General features: G+C 39.0%; 10 protein-coding genes and 1 rRNA gene. 6 read left to right on the top strand and 5 right to left on the bottom strand.

The features are described from left to right. Positions 1 to 57 precede the first annotated feature (57 nt). The 3 genes from SPB_RS08015 to SPB_RS08005 all read left to right on the top strand — a co-directional run bounded on the left by SPB_RS08015 (position 58) and on the right by SPB_RS08005 (position 3,067). Positions 58 to 762: a gamma-glutamyl-gamma-aminobutyrate hydrolase family protein gene (locus SPB_RS08015; protein ID WP_003103023.1), complete on the top strand. Its 705-nt coding sequence runs from the start codon at positions 58 to 60 to the stop codon at positions 760 to 762. A gap of 167 nt (positions 763 to 929) precedes the next feature. Next, complete coding sequence (locus tag SPB_RS08010) at positions 930 to 1,877, top strand: hypothetical protein (protein ID WP_003103737.1); 948 nt, start codon at positions 930 to 932, stop codon at positions 1,875 to 1,877. A 326-nt stretch (positions 1,878 to 2,203) separates the two neighbouring features. Beyond that, on the top strand, positions 2,204 to 3,067 hold the full coding sequence (locus SPB_RS08005; RefSeq protein WP_003102364.1) for an LPXTG cell wall anchor domain-containing protein: 864 nt from the start codon (positions 2,204 to 2,206) through the stop codon (positions 3,065 to 3,067). A 36-nt stretch (positions 3,068 to 3,103) separates the two neighbouring features. Here SPB_RS08005 and SPB_RS08000 read toward each other — a convergent pair whose 3' ends face one another. Continuing rightward, positions 3,104 to 5,605, bottom strand: a complete 2,502-nt coding sequence (locus tag SPB_RS08000) for a YhgE/Pip domain-containing protein (RefSeq protein ID WP_003106058.1) — start codon at positions 5,603 to 5,605, stop codon at positions 3,104 to 3,106. Positions 5,606 to 6,216: 611 nt separating this feature from the next. Here SPB_RS08000 and SPB_RS07995 point away from each other — a divergent pair. Together SPB_RS07995 and SPB_RS07990 are read left to right on the top strand one after the other, a co-directional pair. After that, entirely contained in the window at positions 6,217 to 6,474 is a 258-nt protein-coding gene (locus tag SPB_RS07995; RefSeq protein WP_003105279.1) for a Lin0368 family putative glycerol transporter subunit, read from the top strand. A 158-nt stretch (positions 6,475 to 6,632) separates the two neighbouring features. Further along, complete coding sequence (locus SPB_RS07990) at positions 6,633 to 6,863, top strand: Lin0368 family putative glycerol transporter subunit (RefSeq protein WP_003104120.1); 231 nt, start codon at positions 6,633 to 6,635, stop codon at positions 6,861 to 6,863. A 61-nt stretch (positions 6,864 to 6,924) separates the two neighbouring features. Here SPB_RS07990 and SPB_RS07985 read toward each other — a convergent pair whose 3' ends face one another. The 4 genes from SPB_RS07985 to SPB_RS07970 are packed head-to-tail and all read right to left on the bottom strand — an operon-like array spanning position 6,925 to position 10,853. Beyond that, positions 6,925 to 7,764, bottom strand: coding sequence for an energy-coupling factor transporter transmembrane component T family protein (locus tag SPB_RS07985; RefSeq protein WP_003102963.1), 840 nt, complete (start codon positions 7,762 to 7,764; stop codon positions 6,925 to 6,927). Further along, positions 7,727 to 9,433 carry an ABC transporter ATP-binding protein gene (locus SPB_RS07980; protein WP_003104956.1) on the bottom strand — a complete coding sequence of 569 codons (1,707 nt, stop codon included), beginning with the start codon at positions 9,431 to 9,433 and terminating at the stop codon, positions 7,727 to 7,729. Before SPB_RS07980 ends, SPB_RS07985 begins: the two co-directional genes overlap by 38 nt. A 15-nt stretch (positions 9,434 to 9,448) precedes the next feature. After that, on the bottom strand, positions 9,449 to 9,994 hold the full coding sequence (locus tag SPB_RS07975; RefSeq protein ID WP_003104583.1) for an ECF-type riboflavin transporter substrate-binding protein: 546 nt from the start codon (positions 9,992 to 9,994) through the stop codon (positions 9,449 to 9,451). Between the two features lie 16 nt (positions 9,995 to 10,010). Beyond that, entirely contained in the window at positions 10,011 to 10,853 is an 843-nt protein-coding gene (locus SPB_RS07970) for an SAM hydrolase/SAM-dependent halogenase family protein (RefSeq protein ID WP_003103226.1), read from the bottom strand. Positions 10,854 to 11,342: 489 nt separating this feature from the next. On the opposite strand from SPB_RS07970, the gene SPB_RS07965 reads away from it, so the two are divergent. Then, positions 11,343 to 12,891: ribosomal RNA gene (locus SPB_RS07965) — 16S ribosomal RNA — on the top strand. Positions 12,892 to 12,954 lie beyond the last annotated feature (63 nt).

Here is a 12,954-nt window from a genome sequence, read left to right as displayed (position 1 = left end):
CACCTAACCTTGTCTTATGCTAAACTATAACTTATAGAAAAGACAGGAGGACAGCCGGTGAAACGACCAATAATTGGAATAACAGGAAATGAGAGTCAAAGTAGACAGCTGGAATCTTGGGATAATGGTATTCAACGGACTTTTGCCTCAAAGATATTTTCAGATATTATTATGGAATCGGGAGGCCTGCCTCTAGTCTTGCCCATCGCCCACGGGGAAATGGTCAAAGATTATGTGGCGACCATTGATAAGCTTTTAATTACGGGTGGTCAACATGTCCTTCCTCATTTTTATGGAGAAAAGAAGATCATCACAAGTGACGATTACCATGAAGCAAGAGATCGCTTTGAATTACAACTTGTCAGAGAGGCTTTTCATCAAGGTAAGCCTGTATTTGCAATTTGCCGGGGGACTCAATTAGTTAATGTCCTTCTTGGTGGTACTTTAAATCAAACAGTCTCCAATCATTGGCAAGACTTGGCACCAACTCAAGTCACTCAGGAGGTTGATTTTAAGAAGAATAGTATTCTCTATGATATTTATGGCGAAAAGAACCGGGTCAATAGTCTGCACATGCAAGCCATTAAAGAAGTAGCCCCTGATTTGAGAGTACTTGCTCGTGATACTGATGACCAAACGATAGAAGCTGTCGAAGGCAAATCATTCTCATTTCTCGGCTTACAATGGCACCCAGAGTTCTTAGTAAAAAGCCATCCAGAAAGTAAACAAGTCTTTCAATACTTTGTCAATGAAATGAGTTAATTAAATAAAAATACCCTAGACCCTAGGGTATTTTTTGAGGTTGTTTCGCGTTAAAAATACGCAATTTATCACCTTTGATGATACAATATGATTAAGTGGCTAAGGAATGAAGGAGGACAAAATTTTACTTCATAAAATCAAGTTAGCTTGACCAAGGAGGAAAGATTGTGTCTGTTCCATTATATAAAAAAGCAGTATTAAATTATGATTTTGTGGGAGCAAATAACCGGTCAAACTACTTTGAAGGCTGGTATCTTAAGTGTGCCCTTAAAGACAAAACAATTGCTTTAATTCCCTCCTTGCATGTTGAAAAAGGCCTAATGACTGGGCATCTACAGTGGATTGTCTCACAAGGTGACCGACTCTTTTCTGGTTGTCAATCTTATAGCAATGAAGAAACGATTCTTTCTAGTAATCCTTTCTACCTCAGATTAGGTGAAAATAGTTTCTCTGAAACGGGCTTTAATGTCAATGAAGAAAACCTAATTATTTCAGCACAATTCCAAGAAATTACCCCCTATCCAAAAAATATCATGGGACCATTTAGTATCTTTAAGAATTTACCTTGTATCCATGGGTTACAGGCTATTGATGGTCGGGTTGATTTTACCACAGAGAATCCATTTTTCAACGGAAGCTACAGTAGCTCTTTTTATTGTGAAAAAGACCGAGGGACGACCTTCCCAGAACGCTATATCTGGTTGCACAGCGATTTTTCAAAAGAAAAAGCTTCGATTTTCTTCACTATTGCCTTAATTCCAATAGGACCAATCAAATTTGATGGTTATATCGCCAATCTAAATATCGATGGGGTCAACGAAACCTTTACCACTTATGACTTTAGTCAGGTATTGATTTCGCAGAATTCCCAAGGGCAAGAGCTCATTTCCATTTCAAATAGAAAAAAAGCGATTGAAATCACACTCACCCAAGGTAAGGTGGAGTCCCTTATTAGTCCGCGAGAGGGATCAATGGTGGATACAGTGGAAGAATCCATGGACTCTAAGATTGAAATGATGGTCACGGACAAACGGACAGGAGAGGTTAAAAACTTCAAATCTAATCGTTGTAGCTATGAAATCAGTGGTTGGTTTAAACCAAATCCAAAAAGTTAAAGGCTTTCTTTGTGAGAAAGCCTTTTTTTGATGACCGGATTCATAGTAAGCTGATTATTCATTATTGAGATGTGAATTGTTAGAAAATATATCTATAAATTTTATGATAAAACGTTAGTAAAATATGCGTTTTTTTCATTATTCATCAACTTTATTAGATATTTTAAGTTAAATTACGAATTTTATCGCATATTCAACATTTTATTTTAGACTGATTTTTATCAAAATTTTAAATTTTATTAAAAAGTAAATTTTTGATTGGAAATTCTTTTTTTCTGACAAAATTGTGGTATAGTAATACTAGATTATGAAAAGAGGAAAGCTTTATGTATCATACTAAAGATAGGCAACAACGCTTCTCACTACGCAAATTTAAGTTAGGTTTAGGAGCTGCTATTATTGGACTTGCTTTTGCTAGCCAAACAAGTATTTTTGCAGATACACCTTCGACTACTACTGATCCAATTTCTTCAGCAGCTGTAACACCAGTAGAGCAACCTATAGCACCAGTTGAAACAACTAGCACATCTACAAATGATGTCTACTTGACTGACCAATCTGCTACTGATCTGGCTGATACAGAGATTTCAGCAAAAGAAAACTTATCAGTTGAAGCAGCTGATCAAGCGCAAATCGGTGATGTGATTGATGTAACTGTTGATGAAGGTGAAACCACTGAAACAGAATACGACGATGGAGTTGTAACTGAAGTAGGAACTGTTACTGTTAAAACAACAAGTATTGCGGATCCTAGTCAGGTACAGATTGCGCCTCAAACAGAAACAAAAACATATATTTCAGATGGGCAATATCTTGATGGGCAAGATTGGATTAATTCTTATGAAGAAATTGCTAAAACAACAACTATTGAGTATGTATTAGCTTCTAATACTACAGAGTGGACTGCACTTGGCGACAAATGGTTAAAAATCGTCACTGAATCTTATGATTATTATGTAGAATTATCAGCTGATGGCGATATTAAAGATGTTAAGAAAATTAATCCATCTGCTTACAAACCAAAACAAATCAGCCCAACATCTTCTACTAGAACACAAGCATCGGATGAAAAATTCACCAAATCAGAATTACCAGAAACTGGAGACCACTCACAAGCTAGCTTAGCCTTTATGGGCATAATGATGTCAGCTATAGCTTTAGTCTTGGCAAAAAAGTATAAACATGAATAAGACAGAAAAAAGCCGAGCAATTGTTGCTTGGCTTTTTTAGTCTTTTTTATTTTGGCGATAAATCAGTAAACCTACCATTATTGCTCCAACTGTGAAAAGGGCAAGCATACTTGCTTGATGACCGATTTCACCGTTCAATGAGAGGGCTTGGCGTAGTCCTGATACAGAGTAGGACATTGGTAAAAATGGATGAATCTTGGTGAAGAATCTTGGAATAATTTGTAATGGGTATGTTCCTTCACTTGAGCCTAATTGGAGTAAAAGAAGGATTAATGCACCAAAAGCACCAAATCGTTTATCCCAACCAAGAAGGGCTGTGACAATGGCCATTGACGCCCATGATGATAAGAGGATCATCACAAAAGTTGCCACCGGATAACTTGGATCCATTCCTAAAATTCGTACCAGAGCATAGAGCATGATTGCTGCCAATGTTGAAATTAAACCATTGATAAAGAGTTTTGATTTGGCCCATTCCATACGTGTTTCATGTTTTTTACCAGCTAGTGAATCAGCAAAGATAACGTTGGCTGATAAAGCAGCGACAAGTAGAGATACGGAAATCATGTAAGGAGCCATGCCTACACCATTGGTTTTGACATTGTCTTTATCAACATGTTTAGTGGCGATAGGGCTCGCTAATTCTTTGGAGTTACTTTTCTTGAATGACAAGGTCGCAAGTTTTTGATCAGTCAGTGCCAACTTGTCGGATAAAGTGCCTGCCCCGTACGAAAGAGCTGAAATACCAGTAGATAATTGGTTACCGCCTTGGGCGATTTTTCCAGAACCTTGTGCAAATTGACTAGCGCCATCACTAAGTTTTCCGGCACCAGCAGTCAAGTCTCCTGATTTACTATCGAGTGTTGAAGCACCGCTGCTTAAGCCAGCAACGCCTGAAGTTAACTGAGCATTGTTCCCAGATAATTGATTAGCACCAGACGCCAATTGGCCAACGCCATCGGTGTACTGAGTAATGCCATTTGCTAGTTTACTACCGTTTGTGGCAAGCGTTGTTTGTAAACCTTGGACACCACCTAGAATTCGAGAACTAGCAGCGACCATTTTACTTGAGTTGGAATTTACTTCAGCGAGGCCACCTGATAAGGTATTGAGAGCTGTAACTGCACCGGGAAGGACAACATTTGCGGTGTTGTTCAGAGTTGCAACACTTGTTTGTAATTGACCAAGGCTAGCAGATGGGTTTGTAGTAGTGGTTGATGATTGACCAGTTACTTGATCTAAGGTCGTTTGTAATTCACCGGCAGCAGATTTGATTGCTTGGGCAGCTGTTGCGTTGCTTGATTGTGGTGTTGCCGAAATAGCATTAGAAATTTCAGCTTGTTGAGCCGGTGTTAGTGATTGATAGGCAGAAGTTCCTTGCACTGAAGCAGTAATTGTTGCTTTGTCTGATGTAGTAGCAGAGATGATTGTATCTGCTTGGCTAATAATTGAAGTTAAATCTACTTTAGCTTGGCTCAGATTTGGAGATGTTGTGGTAGTTGTCGTAGCTGATTGGTTACCCAGTTCTGCAACGGTTTTATTCAATTGATTAATACCTTGTTGAATAGCTGGTAGGACTGTTTGTAGGGCTTGGATACTAGCTGTTTGTTCCGGAGAAAGGCTAGTTTCTGTTTGTAATTGAACCAGTCCTGCATTTAATTTGCTTGCACCGTCAACTAATTCTTGCATCTGGCTTGCACCACCAGCAATCTGATTAGCGCCATCTTTTAAGTTTTGTGAATTGGCGTTGAGTTGATTAGCTCCTTGGGATAATTGACTAACGCCATTGGTATAAGTTGTTAAGCCAGTTGATAATTTGCCAATACCAGTATTTAATTGACCAACACCACTTGTGTATTGACCAATCCCATCATTAAGTTGGCTTGCACCAGAAGAAAGTTGATTTCCAGCATTGGCAAGTAATAATAAGTTATTGGTAATTTGTTGGCTACCATCCAAAGCCTTATTAGCTCCATTTGCTAGATCTTTACTACCTTTTGCTGCTTTTCCAAGACCCTTTTGTAGTTGAACAAGGTTGGTAAAGAGGTTTTTATTATATGCTTTTGTTACTTCTTCAGAAACTTTTGCTTCTAATTTAAGCATGGCTGATTGGCCCATCTTAGACGAAACAAAGTTATGCCCTTTTGAGGTTTGATATGTGATAATTGGTTTTTCAGGATGGTCAGTTAAGATGCTGCTTGACTTTTCTGATAAATCTTTGGGAAAAGTCACAACCATATAGTACTTACCATCTTTCAAGCCTTTGTTAGCTGTTTTGGCTGTTACAAAATGATAATCTAAATCTTTACTTTTGGACATCTTGTCCACAATCTTATCTCCAGCATTGATTTTCTTGTGGTTGAAATCAGCTGCTCTGTCTTGATTCACAATGGCAACGGGCAACTGATTAAGATTACCATAAGGATTCCAAAGTGACGTTAGAAAAACTAAGTTATATAATGTTGGGACTAGAGCAACCCCCAATATGGTTACCCATAAGTGAGGATTCCGCCATAAATTTTTTACTTCTTTTGTCAATGTCTTACCTCCATACGATCTGTAGATTGTTAGTACAATAGACTATTATACAAACTTGAATTCTGTTTTCAAGACTTATGTTTGGTTTTTGGACAAAGTGTACAATAGTGTACAAAAAAAGATACAATGTAAGCCATTGCATCTAAATATCCTCTTTTAGGACGGATGAACTAGCTAAGCGACTCACTTCAATTTTCTGAGAGGCTGTTTTTCGAAGTTTTACATTTTTATCATAGCTTTGGGCAAAAACGCAAGAATAGAGAACGTCTAGGAGATATGCGATTGCTACATCAGTTGAAAAAGTGGAAATCTTTGAATAGAGTTTTTCTTTGGTGGCCAAGTGTAATTCAACGTCAGCAAGCTGACTAATTGGATTAACCCCTAAACTAGTAATTGAGATGATTGGTACTCTTTTTTTCTTTCAGTAATTGACAGATATCAATTAAATTGGCTGTACCCCCTGAGTAGCTAATGATAATAGCACAAGCATCCTCCTCAATTAATAGGCGTTAAAAATCGTTTCCCCTTGGAGTTGATGAATCCGCAGATCCTATCAAAATACTATAATAGAATGACAATTTTGAGAATAAATCAGTTGAGAGGTGAATGAGATGAAAAGAATCAGAGGGATTCTTGCTTATAGTTTTGCGGCCATTTGGGTCACACAGATTTGGCGTCTTTTTGCTGCTCCCGTTGCTCCATATGCTGGATTCGTAGTAGCTATTATTGCTATCACTCCAGCTTGGTATATCTGTCACTATCGAGGTTTTATACCACAAAGTCAGGAAGAAATTGCCATTGATATGGGGGGCATTGGCTCTGCTGTTTTTGTAAGTAATAGTCTTAAGTATGGCTTGGGAGTGAGTTAAAAATCTTTTCCAACTTTACTCTGTTTAGTGATTGGAGCTTGTTTAGCCGGTTACCTCTACGAAAAAATTGAAATAAAGGGATATTAATATGCAATACCTAATGATTACCTTAGGGGGGCTTTATTCTACCTTTTTCCATTCTCTGTATCTGGGGAAAATTGGACAATCGTTTTGGTGCAATTGGTGGTTGGGTTGCAGCCTTTATTATTATTGAACCAGTTTGGTTTAATAACCACGGCATGCCAGTACCTTTCATTCATCAAAGTAGTAGAGTTTTTATTGATATGGGATTTTCTACAGCTATTGGTGTTTGTGTAGATGGCATAAGGCGAGGAATTTCCCTTGCTCACCACCGCTCAAATATCTTAGCTGCAATCTTCGGTGGATAGTTGTAGGAGTAGTTATTGCAACGGTAATCTTATAAAAGAACTCAAAAAGGTTGACCTGAGGTCAACCTTTTTGAGTAAATGGATTGTAAAATCTTCCTTTATTAATGACGAATAAGATAAATGATGTCAGCAGGATTGCAATTGCTAGGAAAATCGTCATGATATCATTTTTATCTAGTTGTTTTGAGGTATACCAAGTCCGTCGCTTATTCTTACCGAACCTTCTCAGTTCCATTGCTGTAGCGACTAGATCGATGCGATCTAAGGAACTGAAAATTAATGGGATAATGATTTGCAAGTTACCTTTGATGCGATCAAATAGCTTTGCTTTCTTAGACAACTCCAAACCTCTTGCTTCTTGCGAGGTTTTTATCATGTAAAATTCTTCTTGGACATCGGGAATATAGCGAAGGGTTAAGCTGACCGCATATGCCACTTTATAAGGTAAGCCGATTTGGTTGAGACTTGACGCGAATTGACTCGGGTTAGTCGTTAATAAGAAGAGAAGGGCTAATGGAACAGTTGAAAAGTACTTCAAACTAAGATTAAAGAGGTAAAACAATTCTTCTTTTGTTAGATAAAAGGGACCCCAGGCATTTGCAATGACTGTTTTGGAATGATAAATTTGCTCGCCATATGCGGGTGCAAAAAGATAGACCATTAAGACGTTTAAAATAGCAAAGAAAGTCACAAACTTAATGACAAATGAAACGCTTTTCCAAGGTACTCTAGCACTTGCAAACAGAGTAAGTGATAAGCAACCAATGAAAATGATCAAACGCGTATCATAAGTTGTCATACAGGCAACTGAAACCAGAATGAAAAAAATTAGTTTGCTTGCCCCAGTTAAGTGATGGAGGAAATTATCTTCCTTCTGATAGCCGATTAATTTCTGAGGCATGTCTATCCCTTTCTTTAGTAATATAGTAGTGTGTTAATGCTAGTGGTGAACACCCAAGATAAGGTGCCAGATGGAAAAGACTGGTTTTTTTCAAACAAGCCTGTTCCAAAATAGGAGCATTGGATAGAATTTCTTCAGGACTAGCGTCAGCAATGATTTTCCCTTTGCTCATTACAATTGTCCGATCAGAGTACTCCATCATCAACTGCATATCATGCGTAATCATAATAATTGTATGCCCTTCACGATTTAGTTTATCCAAAAAGTTCATGATTTCAGAATAATTTTTCTTATCCTGACCAGCAGTTGGTTCATCTAGAACGATGATTTCTGGATCAAGAATCAAAATTGAGGCAATCGTCACCCGTTTCTTTTGACCAAAGGATAAAGCTGAAATTGGCCAATTTCTAAACGGATATAGCCCACATATTTTCAGGGTTTCTTCAACTTTAACTCTGATGTCATCCTCATTCACACCTCGCAAACGCAAACCCTGAGCAACTTCATCAAAAATCTGAGCCTGACTAATCATTTGATTAGGATTTTGTAAAACATAACCGATTCGGTCAGCTCTTTCTTTGATAGAGTCGGTAGAAATGTCTTGCCCCTTGTAGAATAGCGGCGCATCAGACTCTTGGAAAGCACACAGTAGTTTTGCAAGAGTTGATTTACCAGCTCCGTTCTGACCCACTAAAGAAATCTTTTCCCCTTGGAAAATAGTCAAATTAACATCTGTGAGAATTGGTTTATTGGCTTGATAGGCGAAGTTAAGATTTTTCCATTCTAATAGAACAGGTCTATCAGTTCGTGCAATCGGCTCGTCTTGTAAGTGACAAGATAGATTCGAAAAATCAAGATGATCTAGTTGAGTTAATTTCAAGTTATCAGCAAAAGAAAATCCTAAATCTCGTAAACATGTGATGTAGAGTGGCTCACGAATTCCATTTTGATTTAATAAATCGGTTAAGAGTAACTGATCAGGTGTTCCATCAAAGAGAATCCGACCGTCATTGATTAAGATTACTTTATCAACTGGTCGATATAGGACATCCTCAAGGCGATGTTCAATGATAATAGTAGTAGCTTTTGTTGATTGATGAATGCGATCTATCAAGTCAATTGTATCAAGCCCAGACTTAGGATCAAGATTGGCTAAGGGTTCATCAAAAAGAAGGATAGGGCTTTCATCAACTAAGACACCGGCTAAACTGACCCGTTGCTTTTGACCGCCAGATAGATCTTGTGGACGGTTATCTAAGAGGTCTTCTAGTTCTAACTGTTTGGCCCAATAATTAATAGCACTAATCATTTCAGGCTTATCAAAACAATCATTTTCTAAGGCAAAGGCAATGTCTTCAGCGACAGAGAGCCCAATAAATTGGCCATCTGGATCTTGAAGAACGGTTGAAATTAGTTTTGACTTGTCATAAATTGACAAATCAAAAGCATCTTTATCTTCTATAGTAAGGAAACCTTGGTGTTGTCCATGGAAATGATTGGGAATAATTCCGTTTAAACAATTGCCTAAAGTAGACTTACCACTTCCGGAAGGACCAACAATAAGTACTTTTTGTCCTTTTTCAATACTAAGGTTTATATTATTTAAAGTTGGGCTTGACTGGGCATCATATTGAAATGTAAAGTCTTTAAATGTAATTAGGTTACTCATGTATCTTCCTGAATCCTAGTCTTTTGAAAGACTACCAGATTTTGTTCTTGTCTTAGTGTAAGCAATTAACAAAATAGTTCCACCCAAACCGACTGTAATAATATTTGCGATTCCGGCAAATAATCCTTGGGTAAACACTTTATTAGCAGGCTCTTGATAAATTAAGATATCACCAATTGGTGCAACAATTGCCCAAGCAATAATATTAACGATAACTTGAGTAACGTTGAATACAATAATGTCTTTTTTAGAAAAAATTCCTTTAGTGACTTGTAATTTATTTTTCAATAGACCAATTCCAAGACCAACTAGTCCACTAGGAAGTACCCAAGACCACCAAACACCGTAGCCAGCTAACATATCTTTTAACATGTGCCCCAGAAAACCAATTAAGAAACCAGCTAGAGGGCCAAATATAACCGCGAACAATGCTTGTAAAGCATATTGTAATGAAATAGTTGTATTGGTAAAGATAGTAATAGGTACAAACATCCCAATGATAACAAATAATGCAGCTCCGATACCTGTTGCGACAACAGTTTTAATAGATGTGTTTTTCATGATTTCTCCAGTTCACTTAGATTCTTTTTAGTTCGATGTGCCAGTTTTGACCGACACCTACGTTATAAGCTTTAGCAAAAGATCCTTGATTAATCGCCAAGCCAACACGGTATAAGGAATTAATATAGATAATAGGTTGGCCAATTCTTACGTCCGCAAAAGACTTACCATAAGTTACCTGATTTTGGTATACTAACATGTCATTGTTGAAAATTGTAATTTCAAATCTGTCGCTAAATTGTGGATTAAAATGGTAAAATTCTTCGCGCGTTATTGACGTCCAAAGAGATCCGAAGCGAACGTCAAGGACATCGATGACCCCTCTGATAGTATCTTCAGTAATTTGAGTTTCGACAACAGGAACTTCAACAATCGCATTAACAGAAAGTTCAGGTCCAACATCTTCGAAATCAATGTGCCCACTGGCAAGTTTGGCACCAGTATAAGCATAGACATCACGGCCATGGAAAGTGTAAGAAAGTTCAGTGTTTTGCCGACGGTTTGATGCTTCCAGAATTTCACGAATAGCTTTAATTCCGATATGTTTCTTAATATAGGATAGTGTTCCATTATCTGGTGTAACAATATATTGATTGTTTTCTGTTAAAGCAACAACACTTTTACGTTTTGAACCAACACCTGGGTCAACAACAGAAACAAAAGTGGTACCTTCTGGCCAATAGTTGACTGTCTGAAACAATCTGTAAGATGCTTCGAAAATATTATAGGGTGTAATATCATGGGTTAAATGATGGATACCTAAGGTAGCATCTTCTTGTAAAGCAACTCCGATCATCGCCGATACAGCACCATCGACAAGACCAAAATCCGATTGAAGCACCAATAATTTGTTTTGCATGGTCAGTTTTTCCTTATCTATTAGTGATTAATCTTATTTTATCATAAAAAATGCTTAAAAAAGCAGATATTTTTAGAAGAAATAAAGTCAATCATGTATACTTTCTACTATAAAATAGGTAACATCATCACAAATTTTTGAATAAGATAATTCTACATCGATATATTAAGCAAATAAAAATGATAAAACTAAGTGAAAGCTATTGACAATCCCTTCAAAAGCATATATACTAATAAAGTTGTCAGAAAGCGAGCTAGTAGTCGAAAACAAAAAACGAAAAAGTTTAAAAAAGTTATTGACAAAGGCGTTGTGACCTGATAGAATATAATAGTTGTCTCGTAAGAGATAAGAAGACCTTTGAGAACTGAATAAGACAAAAACCAAACGTGCAGGGTGATATGTTTATGCATATTACCTGTCAATTAAGTAACAAAAAAACAATAAATCTGTCAGCGACAGATAAGAATGAGTTAAACATCAAATTAACATATAAATGAGAGTTTGATCCTGGCTCAGGACGAACGCTGGCGGCGTGCCTAATACATGCAAGTAGAACGCTGAAGACTGGTGCTTGCACTAGTCAGATGAGTTGCGAACGGGTGAGTAACGCGTAGGTAACCTACCTTATAGCGGGGGATAACTATTGGAAACGATAGCTAATACCGCATGACAATTAAGTACTCATGTACTAAATTTAAAAGGAGCAATTGCTTCACTATGAGATGGACCTGCGTTGTATTAGCTAGTTGGTGAGGTAACGGCTCACCAAGGCCACGATACATAGCCGACCTGAGAGGGTGATCGGCCACACTGGGACTGAGACACGGCCCAGACTCCTACGGGAGGCAGCAGTAGGGAATCTTCGGCAATGGGGGCAACCCTGACCGAGCAACGCCGCGTGAGTGAAGAAGGTTTTCGGATCGTAAAGCTCTGTTGTTAGAGAAGAACGGTAATGGGAGTGGAAAATCCATTACGTGACGGTAACTAACCAGAAAGGGACGGCTAACTACGTGCCAGCAGCCGCGGTAATACGTAGGTCTCGAGCGTTGTCCGGATTTATTGGGCGTAAAGCGAGCGCAGGCGGTTATTTAAGTCTGAAGTTAAAGGCCGTGGCTCAACCATGGTTCGCTTTGGAAACTGGATAACTTGAGTGCAGAAGGGGAGAGTGGAATTCCATGTGTAGCGGTGAAATGCGTAGATATATGGAGGAACACCGGTGGCGAAAGCGGCTCTCTGGTCTGTAACTGACGCTGAGGCTCGAAAGCGTGGGGAGCAAACAGGATTAGATACCCTGGTAGTCCACGCCGTAAACGATGAGTGCTAGGTGTTAGGCCCTTTCCGGGGCTTAGTGCCGCAGCTAACGCATTAAGCACTCCGCCTGGGGAGTACGACCGCAAGGTTGAAACTCAAAGGAATTGACGGGGGCCCGCACAAGCGGTGGAGCATGTGGTTTAATTCGAAGCAACGCGAAGAACCTTACCAGGTCTTGACATCCCTCTGACCGTCCTAGAGATAGGACTTTCCTTCGGGACAGAGGTGACAGGTGGTGCATGGTTGTCGTCAGCTCGTGTCGTGAGATGTTGGGTTAAGTCCCGCAACGAGCGCAACCCCTATTGTTAGTTGCCATCATTAAGTTGGGCACTCTAGCGAGACTGCCGGTAATAAACCGGAGGAAGGTGGGGATGACGTCAAATCATCATGCCCCTTATGACCTGGGCTACACACGTGCTACAATGGTTGGTACAACGAGTCGCAAGCCGGTGACGGCAAGCTAATCTCTTAAAGCCAATCTCAGTTCGGATTGTAGGCTGCAACTCGCCTACATGAAGTCGGAATCGCTAGTAATCGCGGATCAGCACGCCGCGGTGAATACGTTCCCGGGCCTTGTACACACCGCCCGTCACACCACGAGAGTTTGTAACACCCGAAGTCGGTGAGGTAACCTATTAGGAGCCAGCCGCCTAAGGTGGGATAGATGATTGGGGTGAAGTCGTAACAAGGTAGCCGTATCGGAAGGTGCGGCTGGATCACCTCCTTTCTAAGGAAATGGAAGCACGTTAGGAAAAGTCTTATTTAGTTTTGAGAGGTCTTATTAAAGTAA

Source organism: Streptococcus parauberis NCFD 2020, from assembly GCF_000187935.1.
Taxonomy (GTDB): Bacteria; Bacillota; Bacilli; order Lactobacillales; family Streptococcaceae; genus Streptococcus; species Streptococcus parauberis.
Note: the sequence above shows the minus strand (reverse complement) of the source record. Positions and strands in the feature narration are given on the sequence as shown.